At 56.9% G+C, this 21,559-nt stretch carries 26 protein-coding genes and 1 tRNA gene; 19 read left to right on the top strand and 8 right to left on the bottom strand.

Annotated features, from left to right (window positions below):
- The first annotated feature begins 635 nt into the window (after positions 1-635).
- The 9 genes from EKD05_RS02985 (at position 636) to EKD05_RS02945 (ending at position 5,140) form a co-directional block, all read left to right on the top strand.
- The gene (locus EKD05_RS02985; RefSeq protein WP_129670969.1) at positions 636-1,052 is read left to right on the top strand and encodes a XisH family protein; all 417 of its coding nucleotides are present in this window, start codon (positions 636-638) and stop codon (positions 1,050-1,052) included.
- Positions 1,040-1,375, top strand: a complete 336-nt coding sequence (locus EKD05_RS02980) for a XisI protein (protein ID WP_129670826.1) — start codon at positions 1,040-1,042, stop codon at positions 1,373-1,375. The genes EKD05_RS02985 and EKD05_RS02980 overlap by 13 nt, the downstream gene beginning before the upstream one ends.
- A 317-nt stretch (positions 1,376-1,692) precedes the next feature.
- Entirely contained in the window at positions 1,693-2,187 is a 495-nt protein-coding gene (locus tag EKD05_RS02975) for a DUF1572 family protein (RefSeq protein ID WP_129670825.1), read from the top strand.
- A gap of 216 nt (positions 2,188-2,403) precedes the next feature.
- Positions 2,404-2,730: a nucleotidyltransferase family protein gene (locus EKD05_RS02970; protein ID WP_129670824.1), complete on the top strand. Its 327-nt coding sequence runs from the start codon at positions 2,404-2,406 to the stop codon at positions 2,728-2,730.
- Entirely contained in the window at positions 2,717-2,956 is a 240-nt protein-coding gene (locus EKD05_RS02965) for a DUF86 domain-containing protein (protein WP_165360555.1), read from the top strand. The genes EKD05_RS02970 and EKD05_RS02965 overlap by 14 nt, the downstream gene beginning before the upstream one ends.
- Before the next feature lie 13 nt (positions 2,957-2,969).
- Positions 2,970-3,395 carry a Uma2 family endonuclease gene (locus EKD05_RS02960; RefSeq protein ID WP_129670822.1) on the top strand — a complete coding sequence of 142 codons (426 nt, stop codon included), beginning with the start codon at positions 2,970-2,972 and terminating at the stop codon, positions 3,393-3,395.
- A 17-nt stretch (positions 3,396-3,412) separates the two neighbouring features.
- On the top strand, positions 3,413-4,162 hold the full coding sequence (locus EKD05_RS02955; RefSeq protein ID WP_129670821.1) for a hypothetical protein: 750 nt from the start codon (positions 3,413-3,415) through the stop codon (positions 4,160-4,162).
- On the top strand, positions 4,159-4,383 hold the full coding sequence (locus EKD05_RS02950) for a nucleotidyltransferase family protein (RefSeq protein ID WP_370374869.1): 225 nt from the start codon (positions 4,159-4,161) through the stop codon (positions 4,381-4,383). Before EKD05_RS02955 ends, EKD05_RS02950 begins: the two co-directional genes overlap by 4 nt.
- Before the next feature lie 199 nt (positions 4,384-4,582).
- Positions 4,583-5,140 (top strand): Uma2 family endonuclease, encoded by a 558-nt coding sequence (locus tag EKD05_RS02945; protein WP_129670819.1) that lies wholly within the window; start codon positions 4,583-4,585, stop codon positions 5,138-5,140.
- Positions 5,141-5,430: 290 nt separating this feature from the next.
- On the opposite strand, the gene EKD05_RS02940 is transcribed toward EKD05_RS02945, so the two are convergent.
- The 6 genes from EKD05_RS02940 to EKD05_RS02915 form a co-directional block, all read right to left on the bottom strand.
- Entirely contained in the window at positions 5,431-5,913 is a 483-nt protein-coding gene (locus EKD05_RS02940) for an ASCH domain-containing protein (protein WP_129670818.1), read from the bottom strand.
- A gap of 152 nt (positions 5,914-6,065) precedes the next feature.
- Complete coding sequence (locus EKD05_RS02935) at positions 6,066-6,410, bottom strand: type II toxin-antitoxin system PemK/MazF family toxin (protein WP_129670817.1); 345 nt, start codon at positions 6,408-6,410, stop codon at positions 6,066-6,068.
- The gene (locus EKD05_RS02930) at positions 6,403-6,633 is read right to left on the bottom strand and encodes a hypothetical protein (protein WP_129670816.1); all 231 of its coding nucleotides are present in this window, start codon (positions 6,631-6,633) and stop codon (positions 6,403-6,405) included. The genes EKD05_RS02935 and EKD05_RS02930 overlap by 8 nt, the downstream gene beginning before the upstream one ends.
- A gap of 52 nt (positions 6,634-6,685) precedes the next feature.
- Positions 6,686-6,895, bottom strand: a complete 210-nt coding sequence (locus EKD05_RS02925) for a type II toxin-antitoxin system HicA family toxin (protein ID WP_129670815.1) — start codon at positions 6,893-6,895, stop codon at positions 6,686-6,688.
- The gene (locus EKD05_RS02920) at positions 6,892-7,104 is read right to left on the bottom strand and encodes a type II toxin-antitoxin system HicB family antitoxin (RefSeq protein WP_129670814.1); all 213 of its coding nucleotides are present in this window, start codon (positions 7,102-7,104) and stop codon (positions 6,892-6,894) included. Before EKD05_RS02920 ends, EKD05_RS02925 begins: the two co-directional genes overlap by 4 nt.
- A gap of 359 nt (positions 7,105-7,463) precedes the next feature.
- Positions 7,464-7,682, bottom strand: coding sequence for a type II toxin-antitoxin system HicB family antitoxin (locus EKD05_RS02915; protein WP_129670813.1), 219 nt, complete (start codon positions 7,680-7,682; stop codon positions 7,464-7,466).
- A 267-nt stretch (positions 7,683-7,949) separates the two neighbouring features.
- Between EKD05_RS02915 and EKD05_RS02910 the strand changes: the two genes are divergently transcribed.
- The 6 genes from EKD05_RS02910 to EKD05_RS02885 are packed head-to-tail and all read left to right on the top strand — an operon-like array spanning position 7,950 to position 15,412.
- Complete coding sequence (locus tag EKD05_RS02910) at positions 7,950-9,041, top strand: site-specific integrase (protein WP_165360554.1); 1,092 nt, start codon at positions 7,950-7,952, stop codon at positions 9,039-9,041.
- A gap of 42 nt (positions 9,042-9,083) precedes the next feature.
- Complete coding sequence (locus tag EKD05_RS02905) at positions 9,084-10,040, top strand: alcohol dehydrogenase catalytic domain-containing protein (protein WP_129670811.1); 957 nt, start codon at positions 9,084-9,086, stop codon at positions 10,038-10,040.
- A gap of 32 nt (positions 10,041-10,072) precedes the next feature.
- Positions 10,073-13,552, top strand: coding sequence for a tetratricopeptide repeat protein (locus EKD05_RS02900; protein ID WP_129670810.1), 3,480 nt, complete (start codon positions 10,073-10,075; stop codon positions 13,550-13,552).
- Positions 13,552-14,160, top strand: a complete 609-nt coding sequence (locus EKD05_RS02895; protein WP_129670809.1) for a hypothetical protein — start codon at positions 13,552-13,554, stop codon at positions 14,158-14,160. The genes EKD05_RS02900 and EKD05_RS02895 overlap by 1 nt, the downstream gene beginning before the upstream one ends.
- Positions 14,150-14,926, top strand: coding sequence for a formylglycine-generating enzyme family protein (locus EKD05_RS02890; RefSeq protein ID WP_129670808.1), 777 nt, complete (start codon positions 14,150-14,152; stop codon positions 14,924-14,926). The genes EKD05_RS02895 and EKD05_RS02890 overlap by 11 nt, the downstream gene beginning before the upstream one ends.
- A gap of 12 nt (positions 14,927-14,938) precedes the next feature.
- A complete protein-coding gene (locus tag EKD05_RS02885; RefSeq protein WP_129670807.1) occupies positions 14,939-15,412 on the top strand; it encodes an NUDIX domain-containing protein in 474 nt (157 codons plus the stop codon).
- Between the two features lie 63 nt (positions 15,413-15,475).
- Here EKD05_RS02885 and EKD05_RS02880 read toward each other — a convergent pair.
- Positions 15,476-15,551 (bottom strand) — tRNA-Arg (locus EKD05_RS02880).
- 148 nt (positions 15,552-15,699) lie between these two features.
- Positions 15,700-16,341 carry a biotin transporter BioY gene (locus EKD05_RS02875; RefSeq protein ID WP_129670806.1) on the bottom strand — a complete coding sequence of 214 codons (642 nt, stop codon included), beginning with the start codon at positions 16,339-16,341 and terminating at the stop codon, positions 15,700-15,702.
- Positions 16,342-16,652: 311 nt separating this feature from the next.
- Here EKD05_RS02875 and EKD05_RS02870 point away from each other — a divergent pair, with 311 nt between their 5' ends.
- From EKD05_RS02870 to dnaA, 4 genes are all read left to right on the top strand, one after another.
- Positions 16,653-17,660, top strand: a complete 1,008-nt coding sequence (locus EKD05_RS02870; protein ID WP_129670805.1) for an ArsJ-associated glyceraldehyde-3-phosphate dehydrogenase — start codon at positions 16,653-16,655, stop codon at positions 17,658-17,660.
- Positions 17,657-18,982, top strand: coding sequence for an organoarsenical effux MFS transporter ArsJ (gene arsJ / locus EKD05_RS02865; protein WP_129670804.1), 1,326 nt, complete (start codon positions 17,657-17,659; stop codon positions 18,980-18,982). Before EKD05_RS02870 ends, arsJ begins: the two co-directional genes overlap by 4 nt.
- 59 nt (positions 18,983-19,041) lie before the next feature.
- Positions 19,042-19,593 (top strand): SMC-Scp complex subunit ScpB, encoded by a 552-nt coding sequence (scpB, locus tag EKD05_RS02860; RefSeq protein WP_240695603.1) that lies wholly within the window; start codon positions 19,042-19,044, stop codon positions 19,591-19,593.
- Positions 19,594-20,094: 501 nt separating this feature from the next.
- Positions 20,095-21,492 (top strand): chromosomal replication initiator protein DnaA, encoded by a 1,398-nt coding sequence (gene dnaA / locus EKD05_RS02855; protein WP_129670803.1) that lies wholly within the window; start codon positions 20,095-20,097, stop codon positions 21,490-21,492.
- The last annotated feature ends 67 nt before the right edge of the window (positions 21,493-21,559 follow it).

Below are 21,559 nucleotides of genomic sequence, written 5' to 3'. Positions count from 1 at the left end.
TAGACCTTGTGTGAGAGGCCGCCGCCGGCCCCCTTTGCCAACGAAACTGGCTTTGCGCCGATCGCCGCCGCGCTTGGCGTACCACGCCGCGCAAAGTGCGGGGGTGAGCATTGCATCCGTGATGGATGCGGCGGCATGATCGCCGGGGAGCTTTGCACCTGACGGTTATCGCCGGTGGGTTTGCCGTAGCGCGTGGCGGAAGGCGACAGCGTCAGCACCTACGCGGTGTAGAGCATAGCGGGAACGTAGATGGAGATGGGCGCATCGCGGTGGAACAGGGATGGGGTGGATAGAGGTGGCAAACGTGCTGTCTACTTCATGTTCGGCGGCAGTAACGACGCCATACCTCTTGCTGAGCATCCGCCCTTCTGTTACAGTAGGCGGGACAGTTACCGTGAAGTTGCAATGTAACAGATGATCCATTAGTTATTCAATTCGGAGGTTTTGATTTACGTATTGATTATCGTCAACCCTGTGTGCCGGTGCATCACCACGATGGTATGGTGGCGAAAGGCGGCAGTGGCAGCGCTTGCATGGTACTTTTTTGATGCCCTCTCATCATAGAGCCCTACCGTACCGTAAAACCTTGTATAATGGAGCGAGAACGATACCTTCGCGAGGAAGGGAGTGTGTACGTGCCCGCACGCGATGTCTATCACACGACGGTAAAACAGGCGCTGACGAAAGCCGGGTGGGAGATCACGCATGATCCGCTACGGCTCCAATGGGGCACCAAGGATATGTATGTCGATCTTGGTGCAGAGCAACTTGTCGCAGCAGAGTATCAGGGGCGAAAAATTGCCGTCGAGATTAAAAGCTTTATCGGGCCATCAGAAATAGAAGACCTGCGCAATGCCCTGGGCCAATTTATCTTGTATCGGACGCTTTTACAGGCGACAGAGCCTGAGCGGGTGCTGTATCTCGCAATTCGCGAAGCAACCTATCTGGCGCTTTTTGTCGAACCAATTGGCCAGTTCATCGTTGAGCAAGAGCGGATTCGCCTGATCGTCTTTAATCCAGAAACAGCGGAGGTTCTCCAATGGATACCCTAGCGCAGTATCGCCAAATCATTCAAGCTGTCCTGCTAATATACACGAAAATACCGTATGCCCATGGGAGTATTCAGTGTAAGCCCGTTTTTGATGTGGAACGCGACAGCTATGTCCTTCTTACTGAAGGATGGGATGGATCAAAACGTATTCATGGCTGCCTTGTTCATATCGAAATCATTCACGATAAAGTCTGGGTTCAGCGTGATGAAATAGATAGTGGTATTACTTATGATTTAGTACACGCAGGTATTCCAAAAAGTGCTATTGTTTTAGGATTTCAAGAAGCAAGCGTACGTCCATTTACCGAATATGCCACAGCATAATCCATCCTCCAAGCGGCCCAACACCGGTGTGCAGCCTGCCGCTGCGTGCGTATTCCTCAGCCTGGGCGCAACGTCTTCGAGCCGTCTCTGATGAAAATGCTTCCGAAAAGCCTTCCATCCGCCCTATAAGCGTCCGTATACTGATTTTGCGGTCGGTTGAGTCGTTGCGCGCCGGGATGCGCTGGCTGGATTCAGTCGGCACCGGCCGCCTTCGCGTTCCGTTGCCGAGGCATTGACGCCGACGGGAGGGGCGGATGGGGGCATTCGCAGATCTGGTGGCAGATCCCTCGGCATACCCAAAATAAGAAGGAGACTGAATGATGTCCAGTTTTTGGATGGAATGTAAGGCAGAATTCATTGCGCAGTACCAAGAGCAGAAACAAATGGCGGATGCAGCCTTAGGCCGCATCGATGACACGACGTTTTTTACCCGCCTGAAACAGGGCGGGGACGCTGAAAGCAATAGCATTGCTGTTTTGATCAAGCACATCAGTGGCAACTTCATCTCGCGTTGGACTGATTTTTTGACCAGAGATGGTGAAAAGGCGGACCGTCAGCGCCCACGTGAGTTTGTGCATGAGGCGAGCGACAATCGCCCACAGATCATGGAACGTTGGGAGCAAGGCTGGCAGATCCTTTTCGCAACCCTCGAATCGCTCACAGAAGAAGACTTTGCCAAAACCGTCTACATCCGTGACGAGGCGCACAGCGTGGTCAAAGCCATCCTGCGGAACCTGCTCCACACCACCCATCATATCGGGCAGATTGATTTGTTGGCGACGGTTTTGAAAAATCAAGATGGCGAAGGATGAATCACGCGGACGCCGCTGGCGCATCGCTGCCCCTGGGCGTTTTTTGCCGCGTCGTCTGTGCCATCCCTTTGCCAAGGAAACCAGCGTTGCGCCGATTGCCGCCGCGCTTGGCGTGTCACACCCGCGCAAGGTGCGGGGGTGCTAGAATAGGTCAATGATGATTGCTGGCCGTTAGAGAACGGTATCAGCATCGTACGCTCAGCAAGGTGGTACGCGATGAACGCAGTGGCTGACACCATCATACGCGACTCGATCGACGCGCTTCGGTCGTTCTGCCAGGAGTGGGGCATTACTGAGCTTGCCCTCTTCGGATCGGTCTTGCGGAGCGACTTTCGGCCCGACAGCGACATTGATGTGCTCGTCCAGTTTCGCGACGAGGTGCGCTATAGCTTGTTTGATCAGGTACGGATGAGCGCCCAGTTGGAGCAGGTGTTTGGCCGACCGGTCGATTTGATTGATCGCAAGGCCATTGAGCAGAGTGCCAATTACCTCCGTCGCGACCTCATCTTGCATGCTGCCGAGGTGGTCTATGCGGAGCGATGAAGCCCTGATGCTGGACATGCTGCTCGCCCTGCAGAAGATCGCCAGGTTTATCCGTGGGATGCGTGAAGCCGACTTTCTTGCGAACGATCTCGTCCAAAGTGCCGTGATGCGCGAGCTTCAGGTGCTGGGCGAGGCCGCCCGGATGGTCTCGCTGGAGGCAAAAGCGGGCACGCCCAACATTCCCTGGCCGTTGATCGCCGGGATGCGCATTCGATGTGCGACTTGACAATGATGATGAGATGCAACCAGAATACGATACCAAAATGATGACCTTTCTTATGCGCCAAGTGCAAGATGAGGCCATTATCAGCCCGCAAAATCCCGTGCAATTGACTGATTACACAGAACCCCAACCCGATCTTGCCGTGCTGCGCTACCGTGACGACTATTATGCGCAGGCATTGCCAAGGGCGGATGATATTTTGCTATTGATCGAAGTCGCTGATACCGCGCTCACGTATGATCGCGAAGAAAAGATGCCGCGCTATGCGCAAGCAGGTGTACCGGAAGCGTGGATTGTCAATCTAACAGAACTCCTCATTGAGCAGTACACGTTGCCGGTCAAAGGCCAATATACCCGTCTTCAAAAAGTGTTACTGGGTGATACCGTTACATCGCCAACCTTTCCCCGTATCGCACTCAATACCTCACTGATTTTAGGATAAAAATAGCTTGTGCCCTTATGACCAATCCTTCACGTAAGCAAGACGACCCTCAGCAAGTCTGGGAATTCATTCCGATCTCCGAGTATAAATCCCCAGAAGTCCCTGCCTCGCAAGTGACCAGAAAGGGGCTCTCCCAAATATGGCGCATCTTTCGCCAAGAGGAAGAGAAATCTGAAGTGGCCTTCAAACCAGAGTCAGATTTACGGACACTAGATGCCAGCCAGTTAGAGCAGATCAGCTCTGCGCCAAATTGGGAGGCTAGTGGTAGCGCCTTAAGAGAAACCCTGCAAACTTGGTTAAAACCCGATCGGATCGGTCAGAATATCGTATTCCTTGTTGAACCACCACATGGCGGTCATGCTGAAAAGCTGATGGCATGGGCGGCTCAGAGCGATGCAACAATCGTCAACTCGCCTACGCCAGAGCAAATCATGGAAAACGCAGATGTCTGGCTCGCTTCCCTTCCCGAAAGAGATACCTTTTGGATTTATCCCACACTGGAAAAGACCTACCTGCGTCATGCCAGTGGGCTTCGCTTGGTGCGTCGCTTTTTGGATCGCGCAGCTTCTGGGGCGATGGGCCGGGGCATTATTGGGTGTGATAGTTGGGCATGGGCCTACTTGCAACACGTCTGGCACGGGAGTTGGCCGAGCGCCATCACGTCGAAAGCTTCTGACCAGACGCAATTAGTGCGCCAATTTCAGCGCATGCTGCCGTCAAAACGAGGAACAACCTATCTATTCATGTTTCTCTGTGGTATCGTATGACACGTAAGCTATACGAGGGTTTTATGAGAAACGTTATCGATCAGTCACCACCGATTGACCCCATTATCCAGCGATTACAGACCATTTTACCACAGCTTCGTGAAGAATATGATGTAGAACGACTTGGTATTTTTGGGTCATATGTACGAAATGAGCAACATGCCGAGAGCGATGTTGATATTCTTGTATCATTTCGTAACACGCCCGGTTTATTGAAGTAGTAGTCGGCACCAAAGGGGCCAATGTGCCACGCGATTACCTGACCAACTGCATGCCCTTGGCAACGACGGAGGGGTAGATGCGCTTCTGGGTAACTGCCTGTACTGGCCCGCTTGCCCCAATCCTTTGCAAAGAAGACCGGATGGTATGATATGCCAACATCGGCACAGAGATAGCGGGCGGGAACGAGGAGCACTACAGATGACGATCACGCGCACACGGCACCAATTTACGGTTCACGATTATACCCTGATGCGTCAGGCGGGTATTCTTACCGAAGATGATCGGGTTGAACTGCTGGATGGAGAGATCTACGTTATGAGCCCAATTGGCCCGCTGCATGTGGGGATCGTCAATAAGTTAAATCGGCTCTTAAGCCTCCTTGTGGGAACGGCAGGCATTGTAAGTATTCAAAACCCCATCCGCTTAAGCGACTATAGCGAGCCACAACCTGATATTGCGATCTTGAGTCCCCGTGATGATTTTTATACGCGCGCCCTCGCAACCCCAGATGATGTATTGCTCGTTATTGAGATTGCCGATAGTTCAATCGAGTATGATCGCGACGAAAAATTGCCGCGGTACGCACGTTCCGGGATTAGTGAAGTATGGATTATTGACGTACATAAGCTCGTAATTGAGCAGTATACCCAACCCGTGCAAAATGAATATACGCAACTCCACAAAGTATTACGCGGCAATATGATTACGGCAACGATGCTTCCAGAAGTACAGCTACATACGCACGATCTCTTCTAGGGTGTTTGTGCACTGTAGTAATATGATGCGCGGTTGAGGCCGAGGAGCGCACACTGACGCCGAATACTCAGGTCAGGATGATCGGGTTCGAGGAGCGTGCGCTTCTCGTTCAGCGCTGCAGGGATGGCTGGCTCTCATTGGACGCTTTTCCGCTCAGCAGGTGTTCGACCTTACAAGGGAAGCAAGAAGCCGTCAAGCCACGATACACGCAGAGCCATGTTGTATGTCTTTTTGACTCGCGATTCGGCCTGGGTGTGTACGGGTTGGGGGCGCTCCACTTGAGCGAGTGGTTAGGCGTCGCTCGGCGCAGGTAGAACATGCAGTACTTCAAAGACGTTGCAGATGACTGGCATGGTTTCCGTTGGCTCCCTTCCGATGCGTCTGCACTCACGGGAGAAGAAGTTCCAGTGCCCCTTGCGCCAGTATTCCAATGAACCATCGCCTTCTCCCTCGATTGCTGCGTACTCCGCGCTGACTTCAATGAAAGCGACGACCTCAGACCTCACGATTCTTGTGATCAGTGCAGGTTGGTTTCGATGGTCAACGACGATCTCGATGTCTCCTGTCTGTGCGATGGGTTCACCATCGTGTTCGTAAGCCCATAGCAGTCCAGTCCCTGCTCGCTTGCGCCCTGACTTGATGAGGTCGAGTAGCTCTGTGGACAGCTCGGCTGAATCTCCGTATCCGTCAACGCGAACAGTACCTTGCGGGAGCGCGATTCCATGCACGGCGAGCTGCGCGATTACTTCGTCGATGGAGGGCAAGGTGTTCATTTGCGAGACCTAACGCCAGAGCCTAGCCGCGCCGCTGCGACGGTCGGGATGGCAACCACAGTCGGCACGCGATCAGACTGACAGACTCACCCTCGTTTGGGGCCGCGCAGCGGCGTCGGCTACGGCGAATGTTGGGCGGGCGGGCAGTGCTTTTATTGCTCTATATTTGTCGCTTTATTCAAGAGTACTTTTATTTTCTCTATTATTTCTGTTTTCACTTTGCCAAAAACACGAACAGCGATACTTTGTGAAAGCGTATAGATCTTATCTGTCCGTACTTGTCCTGGCCGATTCAGTGATCCTTCCACAAGATCCTGGTTGGTAATCGTAAAGCTATACCGTGTTTGGGCTGGATTTGAGGTCATCGCCACCACAATCATGTCGGATGTCGTCCGATTATACGTCGCACTTGAAATAACAATCACGGGCCGACGTTTTGTTGATGAAAGATCGGTAAAGGGCACCGGTATAAGGACAATTACACCTTGGTCAATCATTATTCCAATCCTCATCATCAAAGGGGTGATCCCAAAATGCGAGACTACTTGCGGCCGCATGGGTAAGATCACTGAATGTATCGGGTTCTTCCTGCTCTTGAAGCACAAAGACAACAACACGCCTTCCTGGCGCAAACGGAACTTGGAGTTCGATATGCCCATCTTCCTGTACGATTGCCTCGTACTTTACTGCGGATATACTTTGCGTTGTCATTATATCCATGGTATTCATTCCTCCGTGCGTGGTACTCGCTCTTTTTGAAAGCGATAATACGTCATTTTATCATAGTAAGGAGGTAAAAACAGGGTGCGATTGCCTTGTAAATAGGCTGCGTCCCGTCTATATCGTGAAAGGCAAAAACCATATCGGGCCAGCCAGGACGTGATAAGGTCCGGTGGGAGCCAGACGTGCGTTTGATCTGCCACCCAATGCGAATGAGTGCGGCAAGGACACGGCGTGCTTTCGTTGCGGGCCATGTACTCATACGAGGGCCGCTTCAAAGGCAATGGTCGCCAAGGCAAGCGGTTCTTCCCCATGCTCTAACCGCTCTGCAAGTACGCGCAGCGCGAGCGCTTTGGCGCGTGCAATTGCTTCATCACGGGTCGTCCCATACGCGAGCACACCTGCTAATTCCATGATTTCCGCAATCCAGCGCATGTCTGCTTCTTGTTCAGTTTCAATCGTGAAGGTCATATCTTGCTCCTCCATCAACGGTCTTGGGTACGAAACACATTGTACCACGTGGGTACGCGGAAAGGCGGATGCGAACAAGATAGGAGAGCATTCTGGGTTGAGGGCGGCCCAACATGAATTAGACAGCGATTCAGCGGCCTAGATGAGCCTTACCCGTTCTATACCGCGATGATGCCACCTAAATCTGCTCTGTATAGTGCGACGCCGCACGTTTGCCACCTAAATCTGCTCTGTATAGTGCGACGCCGCACGTTTGCCACCTAAATCTGTCCTGTCAGGTACGCATCGCTATCCGCCGGAAACCCTCTTCACTCCGCACCGAAGAGGCCTCTGTCGGTTGGGTGCGTCGCTCTTACGCTTCATGTCAACACAATTGTTTCTTGAATGACATCATCGGGCAAACCACGCAACATATCTTCTCTTCGGTCATGCATAATCAATTCAATAGCCTGGCGCAAACTCTCCTTTGCTTCAGCTACGGTTTCTCCCTGTCCGTTCGCCCCAGGGACTTCAGGGCACCTTGCCCAGTATCCCCCTTCCGGAGCTGGTTCGATAATTGCTGTGAATTCTGCTTTCATTCTCTGCCTCCGTTTGTGGCATAGCCCCTGGGGTTCGCTATCCATGCACTCTGCACCAAGTTGACAATAACACGTTGCTGCGTGGGGAGATGGAGCAGACCTTTGCGCCGTTGTGTCGTTGCGTCAACACCGATCAAACTTGCCGCAGCAGTTGTCCAAACAGTGCAACAGCATGCTTTTGCCGCCAGTTGACAGGGGCCTCCGCCTGGGTTACAATAACTTCCGATTAGTATGGGTAATCGGAAGTTATATGAAAAAAGCCCTCATATGGTTGACATAAGTAAAGAAAACGGAACATCGTCCCCTTCAGGCCGGATCGTGCGTCCAAGGATTGATCCGAGCGTTGCGGCGTCGGCGAATGTTGCGGCGCTGGCGACGACGTTTGCCGAGTATCGTGGACGCATTGATGGTGATACGCTGCGCCGCCAGGAAGCGGATCTGGCGCTTTTTGCCTTTTTCCTTGGGTCGATCAAGGCGATCCCTGAGGCTGAGGTTGCGGCGTTGGGGGCGCGGCTGCCGACCCAGGCCGACGCCTGGGAGCATGTGACCCACGGCCTCGTCAGTGGGTTTGTGCAGTGGCAGTTGCAACAGGGTTATGCGATCGGGTCGATCAATGTGCGCCTCGCAACTGTCCGGCGCTATTGCTTGCTCGCCTATGAGGCTGGCGTGATTCCGGCCGATGATCTTGCCCTGATCCGGACGGTGCGTGGGTATAGTGGTCGCCAGGCGCGGGCGATGGATACGCAGCGACGGCGCACTGCTACGCCAACTCGGGTGGGGAGCAAAAAGGCCCAGGCGATCGTCTTGACGACGCCCCAGGTCCAGGCCTTGAAGGAGCAGCCTGCTACGCCCCAGGGCCGCCGCGATGCGTTGCTCGTCGGTCTGTTGCTCGATCTTGGCCTGCGCGTCGGCGAGCTCGCGGCGCTGACCGTTGCGAGCATTGATCTCCGTGATGGCACGCTGACGTTCTATCGCGAGAAGGTGCATACAACCCAGACGCACCACCTGCCAACTGATAGTCTCGCGGCAGCCCAAGCCTACCTTGCCAACGATGCGCTCGCCACCGGCCCGCTGCTGCGCGGCTCACGCAAGAATGGTGAACTCTGGGGTTTTATGTCAACTAGGGCCATCCGCGACCGGGTTGCCCTGCTCGGCGAACGGATTGGCGTCACCGGGCTTGCGCCGCACGACTTGCGCCATACCTGGGCAACCCGCGCCGCTCGGGGCAAGAGCGACCCCTTTGCCCTGCGCGATGCTGGGGGCTGGACGAGTCTGATGATGCCAGGACGTTATGTTGAGTCAAGCCAGACGGCCAATGAACGCATTCGTCTCGATGAGCAAGATGAGAATGTAGTATAATCAAGCAGAGAAGAAGGATGTGCTCTGTCCCCTTGAGGCGCTATGCTAGCCCTGGTTTTTGATGGTTCACTCAATCTGGTAACAACGTATGCCGATCCCGCGTTGCGCCCCGGCGAGGCCTTGATTCGTCCGCATCTGGCTGGTATCTGCAATACCGATCTTGAAATCACGCGTGGGTACATGGGCTTTCAAGGCGTTCCTGGGCATGAATTTGTTGGCACCGTCATTGCGTGTGAAGATCAGGCCTGGGTTGGGCAACGCGTTGTCGGCGAAATCAATGCGGCCTGTGGTGTCTGTGCGACCTGTCGCCGCGGCGATGAACCCCATTGTCCGCAGCGCACGACGCTCGGCATCGACCGACGCGATGGCGTCATGGCCGAGTGTTTTAGCCTACCGGTGCGTTGTCTGCATGCCGTTCCTCCAAACGTGCCCGACACAGCGGCCGTCTTTGTCGAGCCGCTGGCGGCAGCGCTTGAGATTGTCGAACAGAGCCATCTCCGGCCAAGCGAGCGGGTTGCCGTGGTTGGTGACGGCAAGCTTGGGGCAATGATTGTCCAGGTCGTACGGCTCACTGGATGCGCGCTGACCCTGGTTGGGCGCCACCCTGAGCGCTGGGGCGTCTATCAGCGCCAGGGCATCACTTGCACCACCGAAGATCATCTGGCAGCGGGATCGTTTGACGTTGTCGTTGATTGTACGGGGCAACCGGCTGGCCTCGCCACCGCCCGGCGGCTTGTGCGCCCCCGGGGACGGCTGGTGCTCAAAAGTACGTTTGAAGCGGCTTCAGAGATCAATCTGACGATGCTGGTTGTTGATGAAGTGCAACTGCTTGGCTCACGTTGCGGCCCCTTTGCCCCGGCCCTGCGTCTGCTCGAGCGCGGCCTGATCGAAACCGGACCACTGATCACGGCGACGTATCCGCTGACGAGGGCGCTTGAAGCGTTTGCTGCCGCCCGCGGCAACCTCAAGATCCTGCTGCAGATGCGCAGCAGTGACTGAGCCACGCTGGGTATACGAGGGATCCTAATTGTATGGATACACTTGTGCTGCTAGTCCTGCTTGGACTACTCACAGTGGTGGGGGCAGTTGTTACCACGTTGCTGATTGTGCGACGGCGACGTACCGATGATGTACTGCCCGCGACGCCACATGCTGAACCAGGAACGGCTGCCGCTCCCGAGCGCGAAGCTCGTGGTGCCCGTCGTGGCAAGGGCATGGCGCGTCTTCGTGCGTATCTGCGCACCCTCAGTCGCCGCCAGGCGCTGGTTTTGGTGCTGATCGTTGGGTTGATCATTGTCGGGGCTGGCTATCTGCTTATGCAGGATCAGTTTGTCAGTCGGGCGGATCGCTTCATCGTGGTGGTGGCCCCGTTTGATGATGGAGGGGATGGGACGACCGGGGAGAGTGTCGCGGCCGAACTGGTGCAGGTGTTGCAAGGTGCCGGGCAACGGGCGATTGTGGCGAGTGTGGCCCAACGACGACCCGCCGATCCGGTCGAGGCGCTGGCCTTGGCCGTTGATGCCGAAGCGGATCTGTTGATTTGGGGGCAAGTCGAGGCGGGCAGCCTGCTCGATCAGGCGGCCCTGCGCCCGTTCCTTATCTATAACCCCACCGGGATCTATGGCCCGAACGCCTGGGATGGCTATCTCAGTCGGTTTGCGCTGCCCCGAAGCTATATGCTGACGACCGAAGCGATCAACGGCCAAGCGGTGCTTGCCCCCTTCGTCGTGGCGCTCTACGACTATGCCATGGGCGAACCAGATCGTGCCTTGAACCGCCTTGATCAGTTGCAAGAAGACTATGCGGCGCTTGAAAATCCTTTGATCTATGCCCTGCGCGGCAATATCTTCTGGGCGCGTGGGCTTGCTAATGAAGCAGCAACCCAGTACCGCCAGGCGCTTGCCCTCCCGGGACATGAGCAGGCGCTGCTCGCCAATAATCTCGGGGCGATCCTCTTTGATGGCGGCAACCCCGAAGCGCTGGCTGCTTATGCCGAAGCTGTGCGCCGACTCGATGGACGCGATCTCGGCGAGCTACGGGTCAACCTGGCGCTGCTTGCCTTCCGTGAGCAACGGCCTGCCGATGCCCTGGTTGAACTCAAGCAGGCCCAGAATCTGTTACCAGCCAGCGCCCCGCTCTTGTTTGAATTAACAACTGGCTATCGTGAGACCGGACAATTGCAGGCGGCGAGCACCACGCTAGAAGCGGCGGAACACCAGATGCGCCGGGATCCACGGCTCGTCCCGACGCCATTGCGCGTGATGTTCAATCAGCGGCATGAAGCTCGTCTGTATGAGGAGCAAGCCCTGCTCGCGCTTGCCCGCCAACTTGAAACCAGAGGACAACTGATCTGGGAGCTCGAAATCGCCCCGGAGCAACCAGTTAGTTCGTTACGCCCGATCCTCGCTGATCTGCAGCGTGCGTTTGAGGCAAGCGAAGCAGAGAGCATCCAGTGGCGACGCCACGCCGTCACCGAAGCCGCCGCATTCCCCGGAACAGGGTTGCTCGCGAGTGCCCAGGCGGCAGGGTCGGAACGCAACCGCGACCGTCAGCGCTACTATTATGCCCTAGTGCATGGTGAGATCGAGCGCACCACGCTGAGTGAACAACCAGGCTTTCTGGCGGCCCTCTTTGGCACCGGGGCGTCCCGTTCGACGAGTCTCGCCGTGCTTGATGAACTTGATCAGCGCAATCCAAATATCCCTGCCGTTGTCAATGCACTCGGGCGCATGTACCGCCTGCAGGGTCAGCAAGAGCGAGCCGGTGAGCGGTATGATCAAGCGATCCAGGTGGCCCCACAACAACCAGAGGGCTATTTTGGGCAGGGCATGGTCGCTTTTGCGCGAGGTGAGCAGGGCGAGGCGACGCGTTTCTTCAACGAGGCGCTGGCGCGCAACAGTGCCTTCTTTCCAAGTCATGTCGCCCTGGCCCGGATTGCCGAGGCACAGGGCGATTGGGCCACCGCCCTCACCCACTACGCAGCGTTGCAAGAGCTCCGGCCCGGATCGCTGACGACGATCAGCTATGCGCGCCTGTTACGGCTCAGTGGGCCAGATAGCTGGGCCGAGGCCGAAGCCCAATTGCTCGACTTGAGCACCACGAACGCCATGGCAGCGATTGAACTGGCGCGTTTATATAATGATGCTGGTCATCCTGAACGTGCCCGCGATATCTACCGTGATGCGTTACGGCTTGAGCGACGCAATAGCACAGCGGCCTTTGAGCTTGGCGAAACGCTGATGCGCCTGGGTGATTACGAAGGAGCCGAACGCGCCCTTCGCGACGCCCTTCGTTTTGAGAGCACCAACCTTGATGCACGGCTTGTGCTTGCCGATCTCTACCACGGGCCCCTGAATGATCCGGCGAAGGCCGATCGTGAATACGAGGCGATTCTCGAACAGGGCCTGCGTGATCCCAAGGCGCTGGAACGCATTGGTGATGCCTTTATGACCCACGGTACCTATGATCAGGCGATCACTGCCTACCGTGAAGCTCTTGCCGCACAACCTGGCGTCGCCCAGGTACACTTCAAACTGGGGGAGGCCTATGCCGCCCGTGGGCAACTTGAGGCCGCGATCGGCGAACAGCAGCGCGTGCTCGAATTGACCGCAGGCAGTTCCGACCCCACCCTGGTCGATCTGCGCGTGCAGGCTCTGATCGCACTTGGCGATCTTCACCGACGCAGCGACAATTTGAGCCTGGCAAGTGAATTTTACACTCAGGCGACCCGTCTCGACCCAAATCGCGTCAACGCCCAACTTGGCCTCGGCATGATTGCCGTGGCGCAAGACAACTGGGGCTTTGCGCAGAGCTATTTCGAAGCAGCGGCGGCGCTGCCTGATGGCCCAACCAGTGCGCATGCCCAGTTCTGGGTGGGCGAGAGCCTCTTGCGCCGGGGCGACTTCTATGGGGCCGCCGAACGCTACAACCAGGCCCTCGCCCTGGATCCAGGCTTTGCCGAAGCCTATCTCGGGCTAGCGCAGACCCGTCATGCCCAGGGTGAGAGCAACCTTGCCCTGGAGATTGTCAATCAGGGGCTTGCACAACGGCCCACCTACGCCGAAGCCCTGCTCTTCCAAGGCAAACTCTTGCAGGAACAACAGCGTCACAAGGAGGCGATGAACGCATATAATCAATCAATTGCCGCAAATAATACCATTGCAGAGACCTTCTACCGGCGAGGGGTGCTTGCCCTTCAACAGAACAATGAAGAACAAGCGATGGATGATCTCAACCGGGCCATTCAGCTCGAGGCCAACTTTCCTGATGCGGCCTACTGGCTCGGGCGAGCCTATTATGCTCAGGGACGTTATGCCGCCGCCGCGAACGCCTTTGACCAGGCGCTTACGTACCGGCCTGATTTTGTCGAAGCCATGTTTTATCGTGGGCTCGTCGCCGAGGCGATGGGCAATACCGCAGAAGCTATCCGTGCTTACCGCACGGTTATCCAGCTCGACGCATCGAGCGACTTTGCCGCCCGCGCTCGTGTGCAGCTTGATCGTTTGACCTGATGACAACTCTGACACAATACCGCATCGCGCTGCAGATCTTCCAATCCAACCGCCTCCGGCGCGACTATAGCGATCTGGCCGAGATCCCGCAGTACGATCTCGTCGGTGAGTTCTTTTTTTCGGAAATGTACGGCCCGCGGGATTTTACCGCGCGGGATGCGGGTGCCCGTCGGCTGCAGCATATTTTGCAAATGCTGCCGGGGGTTCATGTACGTGATGTTGAGGTTGTCCTCGAACTGCTCGATCTCACCAACAAACTTGACGGGGGGTTAGCCCGTCTGATGTTTCGTCACAATACGGGCACTGATTTTGACGAAGCGACGTACGACTATTTTTATCGGCTCACCGACAACTATGATGACCGCCTGACTCAGTTGAAGCTGGTTGACACAAGCCTCTACAATGTCTTTCGGCTCTCACGTTCCCAGTTGCTTGGGATCGGCCTGCACCGTTCCCGCCTGGTCGCCAAATTGGCTGGGATCGAGGTCGCGCACGATTTCCTTGTCAAAGGCTATGACGCGGTGCGCAACGTAACCGAGATTGAACATTTTGCGCAGACTGTCTACACACGGGAACTGGCCCGTCTAGATCGGATTTATGAACGCTGATCTGCTGCCCATCTTTCTGCATGTCCCTGCCGGTATCTTCCGTATGGGTACGTCCGAGCGCGATCTGTCAGCGCTCGCGCGGCGCTATGGTGGCACCCGTGAGAGCTATCGTGAAGAGGCACCGCAACACGAGGTCGCGCTCCCGGCTTTTGCCCTCGCCGCAACACCCGTGACAAATGCGCTCTATGCCCCCTTTGTGCGTGCCACCGGCATCACACCACCACTCCATTGGCGTGGCACGCTCCCCCCGGTAGCTCTGCACGATCACCCGGTGGTTGATATCAACTGGCACGAGGCCGTCGCCTTCTGCCAATGGCTCACCGCGTCGCTGCACCAAACACCGATTGTGGTGCCAGGCCTTGCGGCACCATACCACTTCCGGCTGCCCAGCGAAGCGGAATGGGAGCGCTCGGCACGAGGCACTGATGGACGACGGTTTCCGTGGGGCGACGAATTTCGGGCTGAGTTGGCCAACACGCGCGAAAGCAACCTTGGCAGTAGCAGCGTTGTCGGCAGCCGGCCCGAAGGCATCAGCCCCATCGGCGCACATGACATGGCGGGCAATGTGTGGGAATGGACCGCGAGCCTTGACGCATTGTACCCGTATCAGCGTCATGACGGACGCGAAGATCCAACGCGTGAGGGGCGGCGCATTATGCGTGGTGGATGTTATGTCAACCCACAGGGCTATGCCCGGTGTGCGTGTCGCTTTCGGCTTGCGCCAACCGTCCGCAACGAATTTACGGGTTTTCGCCTCGCGATCTAGAAGGATCCACGAATGACCATTAAATATACCCGCTGGCTGCGAAGCTACGTCGGACACCAACGGATCTTGCAAGTACGGGCGTGCGCTTTTGTGCGCAACGAAGAAGGCGCGATCCTGCTGTGTCGGCGCGCCGACGTGATGTTGTGGGATGTGCCGGGAGGCACCATTGCGCTTGACGAAGTTCCGGCGCATGGCATGGCGCGCGAGGTCGCTGAAGAGACTGGGCTGCACCTCGAAGCCGAGCGCTTGATCGGCGTCTATGGCGGCCACGATTTTCAGTGGACTTACCCCAACGGCGATCAGGCTCAGATCCTCACGATCTTCTTTCGGGCGCGCATCGCGAGCGGTACCCTGACCCCGACGGGGCACGAAAATGTCGGTACAGGCTTCTTTCTGCCGGACCAACTGCCGCCCCTCGTGCCCCGAACCCGGCGCATGCTGACTGATGCCCTCGCCGAGCGGCTTGAAGCAAGCTTTGATCGGTAAGTGAGCGCACATTGTGGCATCAGACGACTTCGACGTGGGCTTTGGCTAGAAAGCCCTAAACAGTGGCGCCCCCGGGCCGACTCGAACGGCCGACACGCAGTTTAGGAAACTGCTGCTCTATCCTCTGAGCTACGGGGGCATATCATTTGCAATCCGGCCCGTTGACAGACCCACCAAAGAGGGTTTGAGGGGCGCAAGCCCTCCGAAAAAGCCCAGCAAACCAGGTTTGATCACACGGTAAACGTTGGCCCACCGCAATGGGCCAACGCTCACTGAAACACAATGAACTACCGATGACCAAACAGGCGCCAGCCACTCGGCAAGGCGACTGCGGCAAGGCCAATCTTGATCGCTGCCCCTGGCAAGAAGGGGATCACGGCGGCAACCAGCAGGGTGGAAATGCTGACACTGCCCGTCAACATCGCGGTGGCAACCACAAGCCATGTGAAGCCCATCACCAGGATGATCGCTTCGCCGGCGAGCATTGCAGGCAGGGCCGTGCGTACTTTGCGATCCCAACCACGGTTCGCTAGATAACCAACAACTGCTGCGGCCACCGGGAAGGCAAAAAGGTAGCCAGCTGTTGGCCCAAAGATGACCGGCAGCCCCGGAATGCGGCTCGGACTCCATGCGCTCGTGCCCATCGAGAAGACCGGCAAGCCCAAGAGACCCTGACCCAGGTAGGCGAGCAGGGTCAGCGCCCCCAACCGCGGGCCGTACAGGGCACCAATCAGATAGACGCCAAGCGTCTGACCAGTGATTGGCACGGGGGTGAAGGGCAACTGAATGCTGATCCGCGCCAGCATTGCCATCAAGATTGTCCCGGCTACGATCAGCAATCCATCACGCACAATGGGATTGGCTAGAGACCCGCGGGCGGGGACCAGGCGGTCAGCCAGGGTTCCAACAGTCGTCACGCCAGTGGTCATACAGGTCACTCCTTCATAGATCGTACGAATGATGGGGCCTATTGTAACACGTTCTCGGCAATGCTCGCAAAAAATATTCACCTGTACGTATTCACCCTTCGCCAGGGAGCGCGGGCGTCCCGCCCTCGGGGTGCGTTCGCGGGCGGGACCCCCTCGCCCCCAGGCTTGTCCTGGCCCGCACGTGCATCATTATATCAATCTAAACTGTCTTAATCCTCACTTAACAGAGCCTTAACGCGCTCTGTTATCGACAGAAGCGGGTTGAACTCGTATAATATCAATCAGATTTGTTGTAGTAGAGGAGAAGGCTTGTGACGGTACGGGTTGGTATGAATGGCTTTGGGCGGATCGGGCGGCTGGCGTTGCGTGCGGCGTGGGGCTGGCCCGAGGTGCAGTTTGTCCATGTCAATGAGGTTGCAGGTGATGCGGCGGCCTGTGCCCATCTCTTGATGTTTGATTCGGTGCATGGCCGTTGGGGCCGCGAGGCTTCAGGTGAGGGTGACCAGTTGTTGGTTGATGGGCAGACGCTTGGTTTTAGTCGCATCAAAGATCTCGCCGCCGTGCCGTGGGCCGACGCCGGGGTTGATCTGGTGATCGAGGCGACCGGCAAGTTCCGTACGCCCGAACAATTGGCCCCCTATTTTGCCGCCGGGGTCAAAAAGGTGATCGTGGCCGCCCCCGTCAAGGGTGAGGCGCTCAATATTGTGATGGGCGTGAATGACCATTGGTACGATCCCGCGACCCACCATCTGTTGACGGCAGCGTCGTGTACGACCAATTGCCTCGGGCCGGTGGTCAAGGTGATCCACGAGGGCATTGGCATCAAGCACGGCATGATTACGACGGTGCATAGCTCAACCAATACGCAAACGGTACATGACTCGCCGCACACCGATCTGCGCCGCGCACGAGCTTCGAGTCTGTCGCTTGTGCCAACGACCACCGGTTCGGCTACGGCGATTGGCCTGATCTTCCCCGAGTTGAATGGCAAGCTCAATGGGCAGGCGGTGCGCGTTCCGTTGCTCAATGCCTCGCTGACCGATTGTGTCTTTGAAGTCACGCGCCCAACCAGCGTCGCCGAGGTCAATGCCCTCTTGCAGGCCGCCGCCGCTGGCCCGCTCGCCGGCATTCTTGGCTATGAGACACGCCCGCTCGTTTCGATGGATTATGTCACCGATCCCCGTTCGGCGATTGTTGATGCGGCGTGTACAATGGTGACGAATGAGACCCAGGTGAAGATCTATGCTTGGTACGATAATGAGTGGGGCTATGCCAATCGTCTGGTTGAGCTGGCTCGTAAGGTGGCTGGGTTGTTATGACCACGACCAGGACGCCGCAAGCACCAGCGCCCCTCGGTGAGGCCGAGGCCCTGGCTCAGCGCCACACGAACCTGCGCAATTATGTGCTCGTGACGTTTGCGTACTGGGCCGATACGCTTACTGACGGCGCGATTCGGATGCTGGTGCTCTTCTATTTCTACCAACTCGGCTTTACGCCGTTGCAGGTCGCCTCGCTCTTCCTCTTTTATGAGATCTTTGGCATTCTCACTAATCTGTTTGGTGGCTATCTGGGCGCTCGCTTCGGGCTCAAGACAACCCTCTTTCTCGGCCTTGGGACACAGATATTCGCGTTGAGTCTGCTTGCGTTGGCGCCGCCGTCACTCTTGGTGGTGCCGTATGTGATGCTCGCGCAGGCCTTTTCGGGGATCGCCAAAGATCTGACCAAGATGTCGTCCAAGAGTGCGGTCAAGCTAGTGGCCGGCGAAACCCAGGGGCAGCTCTATACCTGGGTGAGTGTGCTCACCGGTTCGAAGAATGCGATTAAGGGCGTCGGCTTCTTTTTGGGGGCGTTGCTGCTCACCCTGATCGGGTTTCAGCTCGCCATGCTGGTGCTGGCCGTCTTGGTGCTGACCGCGCTGGTTACTACGGCGCTCTTGATGCGCGGCGATCTCGGTACGGCCAATAAGAAGGCGAAGTTTACCCAGATGTTTTCGCATAACCGGGCCGTCAATCTGCTGGCTGCCGCCCGGATCTTCCTTTTTGGGGCGCGGGATGTCTGGTTTGTCGTTGCGCTGCCGATCTTCTTTGTAAGCGTGCTCGGCTGGGATTTCTGGCTCGCGGGTGGGTTTATGGCCGCCTGGACAATTGGCTATGGCGTGGTGCAAGCCGCCACCCCACGCCTGATCCGCCGACGCGTCGAGGGCAATCACGAGCCTGATGGCCGTACCGCGACCATGCTCGCTTTTGCCCTGGCCTTGTTTCCGGCAGCCATTGCCTTTGCCCTGATGAATGCGTTGGCCCCAGCCTTTTCGGTCGTGACCGGGTTGATCATCTTTGGCATTGTCTTCGCCTTCAATTCAGCCGTGCATTCCTACCTTATTCTTGCATATACTGACAGCGATAAAGTAGCCATGAATGTCGGCTTTTATTATATGGCGAATGCGATGGGGCGCCTCGCCGGAACCGTGCTCTCCGGGTTACTCTACCAGATCGGGATGAGCCTAAGCACCTATGGCGGTCTGATCATCTGTCTCTGGGCCTCGGTGGCCTTTGTCTTGCTGGCCGGCCTGATCTCGCTGCTGCTGCCTCGCCATATCGCCCCGCGCACCCGCCCGCTTGCGCTCGGCGACCTCGGTGAATAGCTGTGGTAGGATATGCTTATGCAGAGGCCAGCTTTGCTGGCCTCTGCATAAGCATAAGTATGATTGGGCTGAGGTTTACCGTGATGGAGAGTGAAGCGAGTCTGGGTCAACTGGTCGAGAGTCTGCTTTTTGTAGCGGGTGAGCCACTGACGCTGGCTGATCTAGTGCGAGCCCTTGAGGCACCAACAGAGGCGGTGGAACAGGCTTTGCAAGAACTGGCAACGCACTTGCAGACCCGTGGCATCCGCCTCCAGCGCCACGGTGACGGACTGCAACTGGTCAGTGCGCCAGAGGCTACGCCAGCCATCGCACGGCTGCTCGGGCTCCAGGCCAGTGGACGGCTCTCCAACGCTGCGCTCGAAGTGCTGGCCATTATCGCCTACCGCCAGCCGCTCACCCGCGCCCAGGTCGACGCGATCCGCGGGGTGGATAGTAGCGGCACGCTGCGCGCCCTGCTTGCCCGTGACCTGATCAGCGAGGCCGGGCGCCTCGAAACCGTCGGTCGACCGATTCTCTATGCCACGACGCCCGCCTTTCTGCAACAATTTGGCCTGCTTAGCCTCGCCGATCTGCCGCCCCTCGATCTTCCCCAGGTCGAAGCGGCGCAATAACCCACGCGTTGTCCACACTCACCCCCCAGTTATCCACAATTTTGTTGCGAAGCATTGCTTGGCTCACAACAGGGCTTCCAAGCCACTGCAATGCTCTCGCACCATCCAAAAAGCCATGACACCACGAAAAGTTATCCACATTAATCGTTCATAGTTGTCAACATAAACACGTAAATCAAGCACTAGAATCGAAAGTTTCAGCCCTAGAGCACCGTGCAAAACTATAAGCAAGAATTATAGAGATCGTACGTTATGTTGCTTGAAATGGATGGGAAGATCGAGTATGATTGCCAGCAGACTAAAAACGCAACGGCGACTACTCCTGCTTCGCTCGTAGCTTGTGTGAGCAGAAGCGAGCTACATGAGGGCCTACGGCCCGCTTTCCAGGTTCATTTTGATGTGTAAGGGGCAGCGGCCCCGCTTTATCGTGAGAAGTCTGTGGGAAGGCAGTGTGCCTTGCCCCCTGGCTTTGTATTGTCTATGTAGGACAAGGAGGTGCCTGTGAATCTGAACCAGATCTGGCAAGCAGCACTGGGCACCATTCAGATGCAGACATCCCGTCAAGAGTTTGATACGTGGCTGCGTGGTACCACCCTCCTTGCGCTCGATGGTGGGACGGCAACGGTCGGGACGAGCTCGCCCTTCCACAAAGAGGGGATCGAGACGCGTTACATCACGCCCGTCCGCCGTTCGCTCGGCGATGTGGTCGGCTACCCAGTGCAGGTGCGGATCGTGATTGCCAATGGCACCAGCGGGATGCTCCGCCATGAGCTAGCCACGACGACGCCCCTGGTCACGGCAGCGGATGATGAGGCGTATGGCAACAATGAGCGGGCCGTGCAACTCGATCTGTCGAGTGCGCTCCGCACCGGGATGCTCAATCCAAAGTATACTTTTTCGCGGTTTATTGTCGGCTCAAGCAACCGGATGGCCCACGCGGCCTGCCTTGCGGTGGCCGATAATCCCGGCCAGGCCTACAATCCCCTCTTCCTCTACGGCGGAGTGGGGCTCGGCAAGACCCACCTGTTGCACGCGATTGGCAATTATGTGCTCGATCGCGACCCTGAAATCAATGTGCTCTATGTCTCTTCCGAGAAGTTTACGAATGATCTGATTAATGCCATTCGTCGCCAGCAGACCGAAGAATTTCGCATTCGCTATCGTAATATTGATGTGTTGTTGATTGACGATATTCAGTTTATTGCGGGCAAAGATGCCACCCAGGAGGAGTTTTTTCATACGTTCAATGCGTTGCATTCGGCTGCCAAGCATATCGTGATTAGCTCGGATAAGCCGCCGAAAGCGATACTGACCCTTGAAGAACGCCTGCGCAGCCGCTTTGAATGGGGCCTGATCTGCGATGTGCAACCGCCCGATCTCGAGACTCGTACGGCCATCCTGCGCGCGAAAGGCGAGCAGATGAATGTCTATATTCCCGACGAGGTCTTTGATTTCCTGGCCTATAAAGTGCAGAGCAACATCCGTGAACTCGAGGGGAGTCTCAATCGTGTTGCGGCCTACGCCGACTTGCACGGTCTGCCCGTCAACGTCGAGGTGGCAACGCTCGCCCTGGCCGATCTGCTTGGCACCTCACGCCGCCGTCGCATCACGCCCGAGATGATTATTCAGGCGGTCAGTGAGCACTATGGCATTGATGTGCGCATTCTGCAAGGCCGTGGCCGCTCACGCAATATCGTTGGCCCACGCCAAGTCGCAATGTATCTGCTGCGCGAAGAGACCGAGTGTAGTTTGGTTGACATTGGCAACCTGCTCGGCGGGCGCGACCATACCACCGTCATGCATGGCTATGAGAAGATCGGGGAAGATATCAACACCGATACCCGCCTGCGCAACGAGGTGCTCACTATCCGCGAGCGGCTCTATGCCCAGAGTGCGTAGGGGGTGTGCACGTCAAAGGGTTTCACCAGAGGGCGTCAAACCGCCCTGAGGCCCGGCAGGGCGTCTG

It is taken from the genome of Candidatus Chloroploca sp. Khr17, from assembly GCF_004138165.1.
Taxonomy (GTDB): Bacteria; Chloroflexota; Chloroflexia; order Chloroflexales; family Chloroflexaceae; genus Chloroploca.
Note: the sequence above shows the minus strand (reverse complement) of the source record. Positions and strands in the feature narration are given on the sequence as shown.